The following is a 15,644-nucleotide window of genomic DNA, read 5'->3' as shown; positions in this document are numbered from 1 at the left end:
CGTGTGCCGTCAATGAGTCGGACGCGACGAAGAAAACCCCGACAGGGCCGGATCTACGGGGCGATGGCCTTGCGCAGGGTGTGCAGGCACAGCGTCATGGCGGAGTGCTTCGAGGCGCCCGCGGTGCGGGTGTGCGCCCAGGCCGAGTACAGCAGCGACCAGACCAGGTTGCGGACCCACTCGTCGTCCAGCTCGGTGTCGATGCTGCCGTCCGTGTGCCCGCGCCGGACCGTGAGCAGGAAGTGCTGGTCGGCGGCGGTCTCCTCGTCCCAGCCCGACCAGGTCGCCAGCTGCGGCGTCTCGAACATCAGCGTGAGGCCGTCGCCGAGCTCGAAGTACTCCTGGCAGAGCCGCTCCAGGGCCTTGGCGGCCGGGCCGTCGTCGAGCCGGGCGCGCCCGGTCGCCACCGCGACCTTCTCCAGGACGTCCGTGCCGATGGCCGCGAGCAGGTCGGAGCGCTCGGGGAAGTAGCGGTGGACCGTCGTACGTCCCACACCCGCCGCCGCGGCGACGTCGCCGAGTGACGCGGTCGAGTCGCCGGCCAGCAGGCCGATGGCGGCGTCGATGATGGCGCGCCGCGTGCGTGCCCGGGTTCCACTCTCGGCCGCCCCGCTCCGCTCCTCAACCATGCGCATACGGTAGCGCGTCTTCCATGATGAAAATCGCTTGACCGTTATGGAACATGAATGTTCCACTCGGCGTCATGACTGTCCCGGAAGGTTCGTCTCGCAAGGTGTCCGTCCCGCGGCTGCGGATCCTCTGGTCGTTCGCCCGGCCGCACCAGCGCTCCCTGGCCCTGGCCCTCGTCCTCGCCCTGGTGGGGTCCGGGATGGGGCTGGCCACGCCGATGGTCACGAAGGGTGTGCTCGACGCGCTCGGCGGCTCGGACTCGCTGCGGGGGCCGCTGGTGGCCCTGCTGGTCCTGCTGGTGGTCGGCAGTGCCGTCATGTACTGGCAGTGGACGCTGCTCGGCGCGCTGGGCGAGCGGGTGGTGCTCCGGGCCCGTGAGTCGATGGTGCGGCGTTTCCTGCGGGCCACCGTCCCCGCCGTCACCCGGCGCCCGCCCGGCGAACTCGTCACCCGCGTCACCTCCGACACGGTCCTGCTGCACCAGGCCGCCACCGGCGCCCCGGTCGGCCTGATCAACGCCGTGGTCATGCTCTTCGGGACCCTGGTCCTCATGGGCGTCCTCGACCTGGTGCTGCTGGGCACGGTCGCGGCGGCGGTAGCCGTGGTCGCCGTCCTGTTCGGCCTCCTCATGCCCGGGATCGCGACCGCGCAGCAGCGCGCCCAGGACCACCTCGGACGGCTCGGCGGCAATCTGGAGGGCGCGCTGCGCGCGATCCGCACGGTGAAGGCCGGCCGGGCCGAGGACCGCACGGCCGAGCGCATCATGGCCGACGCGCGGGTCTCCGCCGAGCACGGCGTCCGCGCGAATCGCCGCGAGGCCCTGGCCTGGACGATCGCGCTGGCCGGCATCCAGCTGGCGATCATCCTGGTCCTGGGCGTGGGTGCCTGGCGGGTCGCCGAGGGAGACCTCGGAGTCTCCAGCCTCATCGCGTTCCTGCTCTACGCGTTCGGGCTGATGGACCCGATCAGCGAACTCAGCCAGAACGTCACCGCGCTCCAGTCGGGGATCGCCGCGGCGGAGCGGATCCGGGAGACGGACGACCTGGAGTCGGAGGAGCGGGCGGTTCATGAGGACCCGGTTCATGAGGGCCCGGTTCATGAGGGTCCGGTGCGGGAGGCCGTCGCGGGCAAGGCGACCGTCCACGACACCCCCGTACTGGAACTGAGGGGTGTCACCGCGGCCTACGGCCCGGACGCGAAACCGGCCGTGCGCGGCGTCGACCTGGTCATCCCGCGGCGCGGACACACCGCGATCGTCGGGCCCTCGGGCGCGGGCAAGACGACCCTCTTCTCCCTCGTGCTGCGCTTCCTGGAGCCGACCGGCGGCGAACTGCTCCTGGACGGCCGCCCCTACCGCGACCACAGCCACGACACGATCCGGTCGCGCCTGGCGTACGTCGAGCAGGACACCCCGGTCGTGCCCGGCACGATCCGCGACAACCTGCTGCTCTCCCGCCCCGACGCGACGGACGCGCAACTACGGCACGTCCTGCACGAGGTACGGCTGGCCGAGAAGGTCGACGCCCTGGACGACGGACTCGACACGCCCCTGTCCGGCGCGGCCGTCTCGGGCGGCGAGCGGCAGCGCATCGCCCTGGCCCGGGCCCTGTTGCGCACACCGGACGTGCTGCTCCTGGACGAGGCGACGGCCCAGCTCGACGGGCTGACCGAGGCCGCCGTCCAGAGCTGCGTCCGCGCCCGCGCGGCCACGGGTGCCGTGGTCACGATCGCCCACCGGCTGTCGACCGTCATCGACGCGGACACCATCGTGGTGATGGAGGCGGGCCGGGTCCGCGCCCGGGGCGGCCACGGGGAACTGCTCGCCACGGACGCGCTGTACCGGGAGCTGGTGGAGGCCCTGCGCATCGCGGCCCCCGCCGACTGTCCGGAACCGACCATTCTCGGTTGACCAGTAGCCCCAGGTTTGATCAGCTGTCTCACTGGTCTTGTTCGATTTTGATCGAGCATTTCATGGCTCCCAGGGGGGGAGCTTGTGACAAGTCGGGGAGTTCTCTTGATGCATCACGATCCCGCCGCGCTGCGCCGCGCCGGATTCCGGCGCGGCGCGGCCGCGTTGACCCTGCTGGCGGTGACCGGCGGAACGGCTCTGACGGGGGTTTCGGCCGCAGGTGCCGCCGTCCCCGCCGGGAAGGCGTGCGCGCCGACCGGGAGCTTCTCCGGTTGCCGCCTGTTCGTCCCGACGGAGGGCGCGCAGGAGTTCAAGGTGCCGTCGGGTGTGACACAGCTGAACGTGCGGGTCTGGGGCGAGGGCGGTACCGGCAACTCCATGGCGAGCGGCGGTGCGGGCGGCTTCGTCGGCGGCACCCTGAAGGTCACGCCCGGGGAGGCACTGAGCCTCGCTGTCGCCGGGCCGCGCTTCGGTGACTCCCTCGGCGGGAAGGCGGGTGCCACCGGCGCCGAGCGCGGCGGGAACAGCAGCGCCGTCCGCACGAGCGCGGGCGCGCCGCTGGTCGTCGCGGGCGGCGGTGGCGGTGGTGGTGGCGACATGGCCTACGCGCAGGCGGGTGTCGCCGGCGGCGAGTCGGGCCAGGACGCCTCCGAGAAGGGCCGCGGCGGCAAGGGCGCCACCGGCGCCAAGGGCGGCGCGGGCACCGGGAACGGCGCGGCGGGCGCCGACCAGGCCAAGGGCGGTGCCGGTGGTGCCGGCGGCGCGGGCCGGTACGGCGGTGGCGGCGGCGGTGCCGGCTACGCGGGCGGTGGCGGTGGCACGGGCGCCGAGACAGGCTCGTCCACCGGCAACGACGGCACCACCGGCAGCGGTGGCGGCGGCTCCAGCTACGCCGAACCGGCCCGGGTGGACGACGCCCGCCTGGTCGTCGGCACCGGCGTCAAGCCGCCGGAGAAGGCCGACCCGTTCTGGGCTCCCTCCGACGACCCGGTCAACTCCGGAGTGGCCGCGGGCGGCGCCAACGCCCCCGGCGGTCCCGGCCGGATCGTCCTCCAGTGGCAGTCGGTCCCCACGGTCGACCGGCTGACGCAGGTCTCCGGCACCGGCCAGACGGCCCAGCCGGGCGGCGGCGTCGACCCGCTGGCCGTGGTGGCCCGGGGCAAGGACGGCAAGCCGGTCGCCGACACCTCGGTGACCTTCACGATCGAGGACCCGGACGGTCTGAAGCCCCTCTTCCACCTCACGGGCGGCCCGGACGACGACGAGACCGTCGTGCCGACCGACGCCCAGGGCCGGGCGCAGTCCCCGATCCTCGGGCTGGGCACCACCAAGGAGGGCGAGTTCACCGTCCGGGCGAAGACCCAGGGTGTGTCGACGGCCTTCACCGTGCGGGTCAAGGAGTCGCCGTACGTCGTGAGCGTCGCCGACGGCGACGACCAGCGGGCCGAACAGGGCCAGGACTTCGCCGAGGCGCTGCGCGCCAGGGTGGTCAAGTCGGGCAAGTTCGTGGGCGCCGGCACGGAGGTGGAGTTCCGGGTCGAGGACGGCAGCGAGGACGCTCCCCGCTTCGGCGGCGAGGACCAGGTCGTCCGCGTCAAGACCGACGACTCGGGCCGGGCCGCGGCCCCGGACCTGACCGCCGGCGAGGGCACGGGCACGTACACCGTCGCCGCGTCGGTCGGTGACGCCATGACCCAGTTCGCGGTCGAGGTCGTCGCCGGTGACGGGACCGGCTCGCCCTCCCCGAGCCCGACGACCGACCCGAGCCCGACGGCCGACCCGAGTCCCTCGGCCGACCCGAGCCCCTCGCCCAGCGCGAGCGAGTCCGGGACGACCGGTGGCAGCGGCACGACCACGGGCGGCGGCACCTCGACGAACCTCGACGGCGGCAGCCTCGCGTCGACCGGGGCGGGCGGCATCGGCCTCCTGCTCGCGGCGGCCGCGGCCCTGGCCACGGCAGGCTTCGCGGCGTTCCGGCTCGCCCCGCGGCTGAAGCTCCGCTCGCGCGACTGAGCCCGGCACCAGGCCGTCACGACTGAGCCCGGCACCTGGCCGTCACGACTGCCCGCATCCCATCACGGGGTGCGGGCGGTCGCCGTTTCGGGCGTGAGAGAAGTGGCGGATGAGGGAAGGGGCGTTTTGCGGAACCTTTGCCCGCGGGTCGGGCGTTGACCCGGTGAGCGCGCGGGAGCGGGTTCGTGAGATGACTCCGACTAATACCGAGGTGACTCAATGGCAGTGTGGGACAAGCTCAAGGACCAGGCCAAGGCCTTCCAGCAGAACCAGAGCGGGCACGGTTCGACCGGTGGCCACGGCGCGACCGGCGGGCACAGCTCCGGCTCGCGGTCCGGCGGTGGCAGCAAGGCCCAGCTGGTCGGGCTGTTCAAGACGCAGCTCGGGTCGCTGAAGAACGAGCTGAAGAGCGGTGCGTACCGGGACGCGAGCATGGCGATGTGTGCCCTGGTCGCGGCGGCCGACGGGCAGGTGGACCCGTCCGAGCGGCAGCAGGTCGAGTCGATGATCCTCAGCAACGACGTGCTGCAGAACTTCCCGCCGGAGCAGCTGCGCCAGCGCTTCAACAAGCATGTCGACCAGCTGACGATGAACTTCCAGCACGGCAAGACCGAGGCGATGCAGGAGATCGCCAAGGCCGCCAAGAAGCCCACCGAGGCCCGGGCCGTGATCCAGACCGGCATGGTCATCGCCGGGGCCGACGGCCACTTCTCCCAGGCCGAGGCGACGGTCCTGCGCGAGGCCTGCGCGGCGCTGGGGGTGTCTCCGGCCGAGTTCCAGCTCTGACGGAGTTCCGGCTCTGACCGACGGGCCGACGGGCCGAGGGGCCGACGGGCCGAGGGGCCGACCGGCCGGACTGGCGTACGGCGGCCCGGCCTACCGGCGGCGCGGGTGCTGGCGACCCGGTGCACCGGCGTACTGGTGACCCCGGCGTACCGGCGGCCCGGTGTACCGACGCCCGGCAAACCGGGCGATGAGGCGAACCGGGCGATGAGGCGAACCGGCATGGCGGCCCCGTCGGCTACCTGGCAGCGCGCAGCGCGTCCACGGCCAGGCGGGCCGCCGTGCCGATGACGGCGTCGGCCGCGGGCAGCAGCGCGGAGGTGCGGGCCGTGCGTGTGAAGACGGCGACGGCGTAGCGCCCCCCGTCGGGGTACTCGACGACGCCCACCTCGTTGCGCACGGTCGGCAGGCTCCCCGTCTTGCCCGCCACATGGACGTCGTCGAAGGGGAAGCCGGAGGCCATCCTGTGCGGCCACACCTGAAGCGCGAGGACGCGGCGGACGGCCGCGCCGTGCTCGGGCGTGCACGCCTCGTCGCGCCAGACCGCGCCGAGCAGGCGTGTCATGTCGCGCGGGGTGCTGCGGTTGGTGCGGGCCGGGTCGAGCGCCCGCAGCCGGGTGACGACGAGCGGGTCGGCCAGCGCCCGCGCGCCCCCGGGGCCGGCGTCCTCCTTGATGGTGGCGAGGAGCTCGCCGAAGGAGTGCACGGCATGGGTGCGGGTGAGGCCCAGCCGGGCCGTGGTGCGGTTGACGGCGTCGAGACCCACGCGCTCCAGCAGCAGATCGGCGGCGGCGTTGTCGCTCACGGACATCATCAGATAGGCGAGGTCCCGCAGGGACAGCCGGGCGCCGTCGAGCATCGCGGCGAGCCCCGTCGGCCCGGTGGTGCGGCCCTCCGGCGGGCACTCGACCTGTTCGGTGAGGTCCAGGATCCCCGCCGCGGCCTGCTCGTGGAGCGTGACGAGCACACACAGCTTGTGGACGCTGGCGGTGCAGACCGGCTGGTCCGCCCCGGCGTCGAGCTGGGCACCGGAGTCGATGTCGACGGCGTGCAGCCGGCCGGTGACCCCGGCGTCGGCGAAGGCGGCCTGGATGCGGGCGAGGGGGTCGGGGGGAGGGTTCACAGCCAGTACTCCGAGGCCGGGCGCAGATGGAGCGGGCGGGAGGGCAGGTCGGGCGTCGCGCCGGCGGTGGTGCGCAGTGCGCGCGTGGCGGCCTCGGCGAAGGCGGCCACGGCGGCGTCACCGCGTCCGCCGGGCCAGGCGACGGAGTGCCGCAGGGCCAGCGGCGCCCCGGTGAGCGGACGCCAGACGACACCCGCGGCCGGTCCTCCGCGACGGCCCTCGTCAGGGTCCGCGCCGCTCTCCCCGGGGCCGTGCGCGTCCCGGGGGCTGAAGGACACCGCCTCCGCCGACAGGACCAGTCCGCGGACGAAGCTGGCGCCCTGGGCGTGCCGTACGGCGGGTGGGGTGTAGCCGTTGCGGGCGCAGGTGGTCAGCAGGTCGTCGTAGACCGCGGGGGCGCCCGTGCGGGGGAAGAGGATCAGGTCGTAGCCGGTGAGGGAGGCGAGGGGGACCTCGTCGAGCCCGGCCGCCGCCGCGTCGCGGGGCAGCAGTACGCCCAGTTCGCGGCGGAGCACCGGGCCCAGCTCAAGGCCGGAGACGTCACAGGGGTGGTGGATGAGCCCGACGTCCAGCTCGTGCGCGGCGAACCGCTCCAGTTGCTGAGCGGTGGGCAGCTCGTGCAGCTCCAGTTCCACACCGGCGCTACCGGCGCCGGCGAAGCCCGCCAGCAGCGCGGCGACGGTGTCGCCGGATATGTCGGGCGGCAGCGCGGCCCGCAGCAGGCCGGTCTCGCCGTCGCGGATACGGCGTGCGGTGGCCATGAGCGCCTCGGAGCGGGCGAGCAGTTCCCGTGCCTCGGGCAGCAGCAGAGCCCCGGCCTCGGTGATGGTCACCTGCCGGCTCGTGCGTTCGAAGAGCCGGACGCCCAGATGTCTCTCCAGCCGCTGGACGCGCTGCGAGAGCGGTGGCTGGGCCATGCCCAGGCGGGCCGCGGCACGGCCGAAGTGTGACTCTTCGGCAACAGCCACGAAGCACTCCAGGTGCCGCACCAGGTCCACGAACAGTAACCATATCCGGTATTGATCGATGCGAGATCGATAAAGGTCTTGGACAGGTTGCCCACGGCGCTGCTGTTCTCGGCGCATGGACTCCCTTGCCGAATACACCAGCCGCTCCCACCGGGACCGCAGACGGCGCCGCAACGCCGTCCGGGCCGTCACCGCGGGAGCGGTGGTGCTGGCCGTCGCCGCGGGCGGGGCGTACGCGGCCGGTCTCGGTCCCTTCGCACGAGACACCGGCCCCGACCCCGCCGCCGGGAAACAGGCCCGCGCGTTCCTCGCCGACTGGGCCGCCGGCCGGCTGCCGAGCGCGGCCGCCCGCACCACCAGCCCCGGTCCGGCACAGCGCGTGCTGGACAGCTTCACCGCCGGACTGGAGATCACCGAGCCCGCGCTCAGAGCCGGGGCCGCGACCGAGGCGGAGGACGGCACGGTCACCGTCCCGTTCACCGCACGGATGCCCGTCACCGGCCTGGGCACGTGGAGCTACGAGTCGAAGCTGCCGCTGCGTCAGCGGAGCGACGGCACCTGGAGGGTGCACTGGACGCTGTCCGTCGTCCACCCGCGGCTGAGCGGCACCGAGAAGTTCCGCCTCGAACGGGAGGAGACGAAGCCCCCCGAGGCCGTCGACCGCCAGGGGACGGCCCTGTCCGGTGACGAACTCCCCTCCCTCGCACCCCTCATGACCCGCCTCGGCAAAAACGGCACGGACTCCGGCGCGCGCGGCGCGATCCACCTGGTCGACCGGGCCACCGGGGACGTAGAGCGCACGGAGGCCGTGTTCGGCGCGCGCACGGTCCGGGACAAGGGCCCCGTCCGCACGACCCTGCACGCCGGCTGGCAGTCCGCCGCCGAGCAGGCCCTCGCCACCCACGCCGAGGGCAAGAACGCCGCGCTCGTCGCCCTGCGCATCGACGACGGCGAGATCCTGGCCGTGGCGAACTCCCCGGCCTCCGGCTTCAACCGCGCCCTCTCCGGCACCTACGCGCCCGGCTCCACCTGGAAGATCGTCACCACCAGCGCCCTGCTGCTCAAGGACGCCGTCAAGCCGGACGACGTGGTCGAGTGCCCCAAGTACCTCACGGTGGGGAAGCGGTTCCAGAACGTGGAGCTCTCCCAGCACCCGGGCGCCACCTTCCGCAAGGACTTCACCGAGTCGTGCAACACCGCCTTCATCAGCCTGCGCGACCGGCTCTACGACGGGGAACTCGGGGATGTCGCCCGTAAGTACTTCGGCGTGGGCCAGGAATGGCACGTCGGGGCACCCACGTACGACGGCTCGGTGCCGGCGCCGAAGGACGACACGGAGAAGGCCGCCTCGATGATCGGGCAGGGCCGGGTGCAGGCCAATCCGCTGCTCATGGCGTCCGTGACCGCGACGGCGGTGTCCGGCACCTTCCACCAGCCCTCGCTCACCGACGGCAACGAGGACAAGACCACCACGACCCCGCTCCCACGGGATGTCGTCACCGAGCTGCGCGCGATGCTGCGGGCGACCGTCACCGGCGGCACCGCGAAGGTCCTCTCCGATCTGCCCGGTGAGATCGGCGCCAAGACCGGCACCGCCGAGGTCTCCGACGCGCAGGACAACAACGGCTGGCTCGTCGCCCACCGCGGCAACGTCGCCGTGGCCTGCGTCGTGGAGGAGGGCGTCACCGGCGGCGGCTCCGCCGGGCCGATCGTCCACAGCCTGCTGGCCGCCGCCTCCGACGACCCCGAGTGACAGGAGAACCCCGCATGTCCGCGCATGGACCTTCCCCGTCGACCCGCCGCGCCTTCCTGGCCGCCGCGGCCCTCCTCCCCCTGGCCGGCTGCGGCACGGACGACGACCGGGCGGGTGGCCGGGACACAGGCCGGGACACAGGCCGGGCCGGCAGCACGTCCACGACCGCCCCGCCCGCCCCCGCACCTCCCGTCCACCGTCCCCGACTGGCGGATCTGGAGCGCGAGTTCGGCGCCCGCGTCGGTGTCTACGCCCTCGACACCGGCACCGGCGCCACCGTGATCCACCGCGCCGACGAGCGCTTCGCCTTCTGCTCGACCTTCAAGGCACTGGCCGCGGCGGCGGTCCTGCACCACGGCTCCCTGAAGGGCCTGGACCGGCGCATCACCTACACACGGGCCGACCTCAAGTCCACGTCGCCGATCACCGGGAAGCACGTAGCGACCGGCATGACCCTCCGCCAACTCTGCGACGCCGCCGTCCGGTACAGCGACGGCACCGCCGGGAACCTGCTGATGCGCGACCTCGGCGGCCCGGCGAAGCTCACCGCCTATCTGCGCGGACTCGGCGACCGGGTCAGCCGCATGGACCACTACGAGCCCGAACTGCACGACGTACGACCCGACGACCCCAGCGACACCACCACCCCCCGGGCGATCGCCACCGACTTCCGCGCGCTGCTCCTGGGCACCGCCCTGCCCGCCGGCGAACGCGCCCTGCTCACGGACTGGCTCTCGCGCAACGCCACCGAGGTCGGCGCCCGGCGCATCCGGGCCGGGCTCCCCAAGGGCTGGGAGGTGGCCGACAAGACCGGCACGGGCAACTACGGCAGGGCCAACGACATCGCGATCGTCCGGCCGCCCCGCACCGATCCGCTCGTCCTGGCCGTCATGACCGACCGGCCCGGCTACACGGCCGAGCCCTCGGACGCCCTCATCGCCGAGGCGACCCGGAGGACCGTCGCCGCCCTGAAACCCTGAGGGGTCTACAACGGACCATCGCGGACCTGAAACCCTGAAGGGCTATAACGGGGGCCATGATCTATCACGTCGTACCGCTCACCGTCTGGAACACCGCCCCCGGCCCGACGTACGCGCCCGACTCCCTCGCCGACGAGGGCTTCGTGCACTGCTCCCCGGACGAGCCGGCCACGCTGGCCGTCGTCAACGCCTTCTACCGGGACGCGCCCAGGCCGCTGCTGGTGCTCGCCCTCGACGAGGCGCGCCTCACCGCGCGGGTGGCGTTCGAGGCGGCGGCACCCGCCCCGCCGCCCGGGGTCGCCGGAGACGTCCTGTTCCCGCACGTGTTCGGCCCGCTCGACCGGGACGCCGTCGACCACGTCCTCGAGGTGCGGTGGGACGAGGAGGGCCGGGCAGCGGGACTGAGCCGACGGGACTGAGTTGGCGGACTGAGTGGGACAGATATCCCGGCTGCCCGAGTGATCCAGTACGACAGGATGACCGGGTGAACGGAAAGGAATCCACCCTCCCGCCCTCCGCCCTGCGCCCGGTCCAAGGCGCGGCCAACCTCGCCGTCGTCGCTCTCGCCCTCGCCGGACTGGCCTGGGCGGTCCGGGCCCTCTGGCACATCCGGCTCGCCATGGCCGGCCAGCCGGCGTCCGGCCCGCCCGACCAGGGCGACGGCGTACACCGCCCCCTGAACGCCCTGGAGAACTCCTACCACTTGGTCGACTCCGCCGGCAGCGCCGTCACGGTGGGCTGCGCGCTCGTGTTCCTGCTCTGGCTGGACCGCGTACGGGACAACGCCCGGGCCCTCTCGGGCGCGGAGCCGCGCTACCACTACCTCTGGCTCTTCCTGGGCTGGATCGTGCCCATCGCGAACCTGTGGATACCCAGGGGCATGGTCGCGGACGTCCACCGGTCGGTCTTCCCCGACCGTCGGCTGCCCGCCGTCGTGAACTGGTGGTGGGGCCTGTGGCTGGCCGGCCTGGCCGGCGGAGTCGGCCTGATCTACGCCGACTCCACCGACGAGGTCATCGCCCGCGCCTACACCGGCGTCTGGCCCCTGCTCGCCGCCGACCTGGTGATCGTGGCCGCGGCCGGGACCGCCGCCCTCATGGTCCGCACCCTCACCGCGGCGCAGCAGGAGCGCGTCGACGAGGCCGCGCGGACCGACTCCTAGTCTCCGGTGGCCGGGTCGGCCGCGGCGCAGGTGCCGCCGTCGCGCGGGACCTTCAGGGCGACGAGGTAGCCGTCCATCGCGTCGCGGGTGCAGTCGCTGCGGTCGTAGACGCGGTGTCCCGCGCCCTCGTACGTCAGCAGGACGGCCCTGCCCCGGGTCTGCCGGCGTACCTCGGCCGCCCAGGAGAGGGGGTTGGCCGGGTCGTGCCGGGAGTGCATCAGCAGCAGCTTCGGGGCCTTGGTGAGGCGCAGATCGTGCTGCGGGTTGTTCACCCGCTCCGGCCAGCCGACACATCCGGCCAGTGCGGCGTGCACGCGGGGCGAGCCTCGCATGTGCGGTGCCGCCTGACGCTCGGCCGCGGTCAGGCGCGCGAACTCCCGGTGGTCGCGCGGCCGGAACCGCCAGTCCTGGCAGAACACCGCGAAGAGGGGCTGCGCCTCGAGTGGCTCATCGGCTTCCGGCGCCTCGGCCGGGACGGCCGCCGCGTGCCGTGCCTCCGGCCGCTGCGCGTCGAGCCGCGCCACGAACGTCGCCGCCTCGGCCCAGTCCGGTCCGTAGAACATCCTGAAGACGCGCAGAGCGATCCCGTTCGCGTCGAGAGTCCGGCCCGGCTGCTCCGGGTCCCGTATCCCGCCCCGGTCGGCCCGCTCCAGCAGTCCGTCCCAGACGGCCGGGACGTCGCGCCCGTGCAGGGCGCACGAGCGCGCACGGTCGCACCACTTCACGAACCGGTGCCAGGAGTCCTCGGCGGACGTCGCCGAGGAGACGAGGAACTCCCGGGCGCCGGTGATGCTGTGGTCGATGTTCGCGGTGAGGGACATGGCACGGATCCGGTCGCAGTACAGCTCCGCGTACTGCTCGCCGATCAGCGTGCCGTAGGAGTGGCCGAAGAAGCTGATCCTCCGCTCGCCCAGCGCCTTGCGCAGGGCCTCCATGTCATGGACGACGGCCAGCGTGTCGGCGTGGTCGAAGAGCGGGCCGGTGTGGCGGCGGCAGTCCTCGCGCAGCTCGCGGTTGTAGGCCGCCAGCCGCTCGAACTCCCGCTGGTCGCGCGGATACACGGACGGCCCCGCGTCCAGCAGCTTCTTCGAGCACATCACCGGCCGGCTGCCGCCCACGCCCCGCGGATCGAAGCCGACGATGTCGAACCTGGACCGCAGTTCGGCACTGAGCTGGGCCTCGGCCCGCGTCAGCGTGTAGTTGACGCCGGAGTCGCCCGGACCTCCCGGGTTGACCAGGAGGACGCCGACTCTGCGGTCCGGGTCGGTCGCCTTGCGGCGGGCCACCGCCAGATCGAACGTCTCGCCCTCCGGCCGGGACCGGTCCACCGGCAGCCGCAGCGTCCCGCACTCGGCCGTGTCGTGATCGGGGCACGGCTTCCAGTCGATCACCGTCGGCGAGTTCGTGCGGGTATCGGCCTCCGCCACACCTCCCCCCGACAACAGCGCCCCCGCTAAGAGCGCTCCGGCCAACCCTCTCGACAACGAACGCACGGAGTTCCTCCTGTCGGCCATGCGAGCACGGAAACAGGAGTGGCCACTCCCGCGACGAGCGTGGCAGCCGGTCCGACGGCACCACAACGCTCCCCGGCCCGGATCAGGGACGGACCGGGGAACGCACGGACAAGGCCTCGGGGTTGCCCCCTACTGCTTCGGAGACGTCTCGCCGCACCGGTCCGGCCCCGAGGCGGGCCAGCCGGTCCACGGGGACGGCGCGGGTGTCGTCGAAGGCGGCGGCCTCCGGCAGGTCGACCACGCGGCGACGGGCCACCCGGCACAGTTCCCTGATGCCGGCCGCCGGGTCGGACCAGTGGTGCACGGTCAGCACGGCCATGGCGGCGTCGACCGCGCCGTCCCGTGCTCGGCGGGGCGCGACAGGAGCCGGTCCCGGTTCCCCACGACTGCACGGACGGCTTCGCCGCCGCCTACTGGCGCCGCCCTCACGCCTACCTCGACCCCCGGGTGCGCGCGGGGATCTCCATGCTCGCGCAGCCCGGCGACGATGTCCTCGCCCCCGGGCTTGCCCGGCTCGCGGACGACCTGGCGAGCGGCCGTTGGCGGACCCGGCACGCCGGGCTGCTCACGCGCGATGCCTTCGACGTGGGTTACCGGCTGCTGGTGGCCGACCTCTGAACCGTGCTCGGCCGGGCCGAGGGGACGTCCCGCGCCGGGGTCGGTGTGGCCGACGGGGTGCGGGGCACGGCCGTCGGGCGCGTGGTGTCGCGGGGGTTGTCCGTGCGCGGGCCGGTCGAGGTGGGGGTCGGCGCTTCGAAGGCGGAGGACGGCGCCGAGGGGGATGGGGAGGGAGAGGAGGGCGGAGGAGTGGGAAGGGGCGTCGTCGCGGGCGGCGGGGCCATCGGGACCGTCGGGGAGGCGGGGCGGTCCGGAGCAGCGAAGCGCAGGGGGAGTGCGATGAGGGCCGCCACGGCACAGCACACGCCGGCTCCGGCCGCGGTGCGCAGGAGGCGGCGCCGGGTCGCCCTGCGGCGGATCGCCTCGTACTGGCCGGGCGGTGCGCCCAGGTAGTCCGGGGAGGAGGGACGCAGGATCACGGCGAGCGGGTCGTCGGAGCCGTACTCCGGGTCGCCCGGGACGTCGTCAAGGCGTGTGGTCAAGGCTTCTCCTCAGGTGGACGCGGAGCAGTTCCCGGGCCGCGTGCAGGTCGGCCTTGACGGTTCCTTCCTTGCGCCCGGTCAGTGCGGACACCTCCCGGATCGGCATGTCAGCGTAGTAGTGGAGGAGGATCGGCACGCGCAGTCGCTCCGGGAGCGACTGGACGAGCAGCCGTACCGAGGGGTCGGCCTGCTCGGGGTGGGGCCGTACGGCGGCTTCCGAGGTGACGCGGTGCATGGCCCGGCGCTCGCGCTCCAGTTTGCGCCAGTGGTCCCGGACGAGGTTGGCCGCGGTGACGTAGAGGAAGCCGCGGGGCTCCTCCACGGACGTCCAGCGGGCCCAGAGCCGGGTGAACGCCTCCGAGGCGATCTCGTGGGCCGTCCCGTCGTCGTCGACGAGCCGGCGGCACCAGCCGGCGAGGCGCGGGTAGAGGGCGGCGAACAGTTCGGACGCGGCCTTCTCGCGGGACCGTTTCAACGCTCTCCAGGGGTCGGGGACTCGGCGCCGCTCAGCGCGGCGAAGACGATCACGTTGTCCGCGTATCCGTCGCCGGTGCGCGCTCCGCCGCACGTGATCAGCCGCAGCTCCGGGCGGTTCACGTTCCCGTAGACGTCGTCCGCAGGGAAGTCGGTTTTCGGGGTGGTCCGTACGTCCGTGACGGCGAACTCCGCCGCCGTGCCGTTCTCCAGGCGCGCCACGATCCGGTCGCCCCGGCGCAGCCGGTCGAGACGGCGGAAGACGCCGTCGCCGTACTTCCCGACCGTGACATGACCGAGGATCACCGACGGCCCGGTCCGGCCGGGGGCCGGCGAGTGCCGGTACCAGCCGGCCCGGTCGTCCGCCGTGACGGGCGGGACCTCGACCGTGCCGTCCGGTGCCAGGCCCAGCCGGATGACCGGCGTGTCGACGCCGATGGCCGGGATCAGCAGCCGGACCGGAGCGGAACGGGCCAGGGGACGCGCCCCCTTGGCCGGAACCGTCCCCTCGGCCGGAACCGCCCCCTCGGCGGGAACCGTCCCCTCGGCGGGAACCGTCCCCTCGGCGGGAACCGTCCCCTCGGCGGGAACCGCCCGCGGCTCCGGCCGCCGTTCGGGCGTCTGGTGGCCCCCGCAGGCCGTCAGCAGCGACGCCAGTGCCGCGGTCGTGAACGCGCGCCTGGAGAACGCGGTCATGCCCCGGTCGCCCGGCGGCGGCGTACGACGAAGACCGTTCCGCCGCCCAGCGCGAAGGCCGCTGCGGCACCCGCGCCGATCACCGTGCCGTCGCTCCCGGAGGACGAGGACGCCGGCGTCACACCGGTGTCGGGCGCGCCGCTCGGCCGGACCGAGACCTGGTCCTCGGCCGGTGCCCGGGTCGGTTCCGGCTTCGGGGCCGGAGGGGTGGCTTCAGGTGCCCGGGTCGGTTCGGCGCTGTCCGTCGCCTCGGACGGGGCGGGCCGGGCGCTGCTGGGCGGGGTGGCTGACGGGACCGGGCTCGGGGTGCTCCCGCCGTCGGCGAACGCGGGCCCGGTGCCCAGCAGTACGGCGGTGCCCGCGAGGGCCAGGGCGCTCAGGACGGTTCGGCGCATGGAATCGCTCTCCTTCGTCGGTCCCGCCCGATGGTCGGTCGGCGGGGTGGGTGACGGGTCGTGCGGAGAGACGAGGCAGCCGCGGGGCGGGTTGTAAAGAGATGGCAAAGTCCGCCGAGGGTGTGCGAGGGGGCGGGTGGTTGA

16 protein-coding genes and 1 pseudogene are annotated in these 15,644 nt (G+C 73.7%); 8 read left to right on the top strand and 9 right to left on the bottom strand.

The features are described 5' to 3' along the window. Positions 1–53: 53 nt before the first annotated feature. Complete coding sequence (locus ACIBK5_RS22940) at positions 54–629, bottom strand: TetR/AcrR family transcriptional regulator (RefSeq protein ID WP_399021896.1); 576 nt, start codon at positions 627–629, stop codon at positions 54–56. Positions 630–703: 74 nt separating this feature from the next. Between ACIBK5_RS22940 and ACIBK5_RS22935 the strand changes: the two genes are divergently transcribed. From ACIBK5_RS22935 to ACIBK5_RS22925, 3 genes are all read left to right on the top strand, one after another. Then, a complete protein-coding gene (locus ACIBK5_RS22935) occupies positions 704–2,539 on the top strand; it encodes an ABC transporter ATP-binding protein (RefSeq protein WP_399021894.1) in 1,836 nt (611 codons plus the stop codon). Positions 2,540–2,647: 108 nt separating this feature from the next. Next, positions 2,648–4,552 (top strand): hypothetical protein, encoded by a 1,905-nt coding sequence (locus ACIBK5_RS22930; RefSeq protein ID WP_399021892.1) that lies wholly within the window; start codon positions 2,648–2,650, stop codon positions 4,550–4,552. A 219-nt stretch (positions 4,553–4,771) separates the two neighbouring features. Beyond that, positions 4,772–5,338, top strand: coding sequence for a tellurite resistance TerB family protein (locus ACIBK5_RS22925; RefSeq protein WP_399021890.1), 567 nt, complete (start codon positions 4,772–4,774; stop codon positions 5,336–5,338). A 235-nt stretch (positions 5,339–5,573) separates the two neighbouring features. Here ACIBK5_RS22925 and ACIBK5_RS22920 read toward each other — a convergent pair whose 3' ends face one another. Both ACIBK5_RS22920 and ACIBK5_RS22915 read right to left on the bottom strand, forming a co-directional pair. Further along, complete coding sequence (locus tag ACIBK5_RS22920) at positions 5,574–6,458, bottom strand: serine hydrolase (protein WP_399021888.1); 885 nt, start codon at positions 6,456–6,458, stop codon at positions 5,574–5,576. Further along, positions 6,455–7,456: a LysR substrate-binding domain-containing protein gene (locus tag ACIBK5_RS22915; RefSeq protein WP_399021886.1), complete on the bottom strand. Its 1,002-nt coding sequence runs from the start codon at positions 7,454–7,456 to the stop codon at positions 6,455–6,457. Before ACIBK5_RS22915 ends, ACIBK5_RS22920 begins: the two co-directional genes overlap by 4 nt. Before the next feature lie 85 nt (positions 7,457–7,541). Between ACIBK5_RS22915 and ACIBK5_RS22910 the strand changes: the two genes are divergently transcribed. The 4 genes from ACIBK5_RS22910 (at position 7,542) to ACIBK5_RS22895 (ending at position 11,321) form a co-directional block, all read left to right on the top strand. Next, positions 7,542–9,179, top strand: a complete 1,638-nt coding sequence (locus tag ACIBK5_RS22910; RefSeq protein ID WP_399021885.1) for a penicillin-binding transpeptidase domain-containing protein — start codon at positions 7,542–7,544, stop codon at positions 9,177–9,179. A 14-nt stretch (positions 9,180–9,193) separates the two neighbouring features. Further along, positions 9,194–10,159 carry a class A beta-lactamase gene (gene bla / locus ACIBK5_RS22905; protein WP_399021883.1) on the top strand — a complete coding sequence of 322 codons (966 nt, stop codon included), beginning with the start codon at positions 9,194–9,196 and terminating at the stop codon, positions 10,157–10,159. 56 nt (positions 10,160–10,215) lie between these two features. Then, positions 10,216–10,578, top strand: coding sequence for a DUF952 domain-containing protein (locus ACIBK5_RS22900; RefSeq protein WP_399021881.1), 363 nt, complete (start codon positions 10,216–10,218; stop codon positions 10,576–10,578). A 65-nt stretch (positions 10,579–10,643) separates the two neighbouring features. Then, the gene (locus tag ACIBK5_RS22895) at positions 10,644–11,321 is read left to right on the top strand and encodes a DUF4328 domain-containing protein (RefSeq protein ID WP_399021879.1); all 678 of its coding nucleotides are present in this window, start codon (positions 10,644–10,646) and stop codon (positions 11,319–11,321) included. Here the strand turns inward: ACIBK5_RS22895 and ACIBK5_RS22890 are convergent. Both ACIBK5_RS22890 and ACIBK5_RS22885 read right to left on the bottom strand, forming a co-directional pair. Continuing rightward, positions 11,318–12,748: an alpha/beta hydrolase gene (locus ACIBK5_RS22890; RefSeq protein ID WP_399021877.1), complete on the bottom strand. Its 1,431-nt coding sequence runs from the start codon at positions 12,746–12,748 to the stop codon at positions 11,318–11,320. The two genes, ACIBK5_RS22895 and ACIBK5_RS22890, sit on opposite strands and share 4 nt — an antisense overlap. Positions 12,749–12,917: 169 nt before the next feature. Further along, on the bottom strand, positions 12,918–13,154 hold the full coding sequence (locus tag ACIBK5_RS22885; protein ID WP_399021875.1) for a hypothetical protein: 237 nt from the start codon (positions 13,152–13,154) through the stop codon (positions 12,918–12,920). Positions 13,155–13,177: 23 nt separating this feature from the next. Here ACIBK5_RS22885 and ACIBK5_RS22880 point away from each other — a divergent pair. After that, positions 13,178–13,453 (top strand): annotated as a pseudogene (locus ACIBK5_RS22880) (SAM-dependent methyltransferase); the annotation flags it as partial. On the opposite strand, the gene ACIBK5_RS22875 reads toward ACIBK5_RS22880, so the two are convergent. Genes ACIBK5_RS22875 through ACIBK5_RS22860 form a run of 4 tightly spaced genes read right to left on the bottom strand, consistent with a single transcriptional unit; the run spans position 13,426 to position 15,500 of the window. Continuing rightward, positions 13,426–13,935, bottom strand: a complete 510-nt coding sequence (locus ACIBK5_RS22875; protein ID WP_399021873.1) for a hypothetical protein — start codon at positions 13,933–13,935, stop codon at positions 13,426–13,428. The pseudogene ACIBK5_RS22880 and the gene ACIBK5_RS22875 sit on opposite strands and share 28 nt — an antisense overlap. Continuing rightward, complete coding sequence (locus ACIBK5_RS22870) at positions 13,919–14,410, bottom strand: RNA polymerase sigma factor (RefSeq protein WP_031113208.1); 492 nt, start codon at positions 14,408–14,410, stop codon at positions 13,919–13,921. The genes ACIBK5_RS22875 and ACIBK5_RS22870 overlap by 17 nt, the downstream gene beginning before the upstream one ends. Continuing rightward, positions 14,407–15,105 carry a class F sortase gene (locus tag ACIBK5_RS22865; protein ID WP_399021871.1) on the bottom strand — a complete coding sequence of 233 codons (699 nt, stop codon included), beginning with the start codon at positions 15,103–15,105 and terminating at the stop codon, positions 14,407–14,409. Before ACIBK5_RS22865 ends, ACIBK5_RS22870 begins: the two co-directional genes overlap by 4 nt. Beyond that, positions 15,102–15,500: a sortase-dependent protein gene (locus ACIBK5_RS22860; RefSeq protein ID WP_399021869.1), complete on the bottom strand. Its 399-nt coding sequence runs from the start codon at positions 15,498–15,500 to the stop codon at positions 15,102–15,104. The genes ACIBK5_RS22865 and ACIBK5_RS22860 overlap by 4 nt, the downstream gene beginning before the upstream one ends. Positions 15,501–15,644 lie beyond the last annotated feature (144 nt).

Source organism: Streptomyces sp. NPDC050546 (assembly GCF_044457425.1).
GTDB lineage: Bacteria > Actinomycetota > Actinomycetes > Streptomycetales > Streptomycetaceae > Streptomyces.
This window is presented reverse-complemented; position numbering and strand designations above follow the sequence as displayed.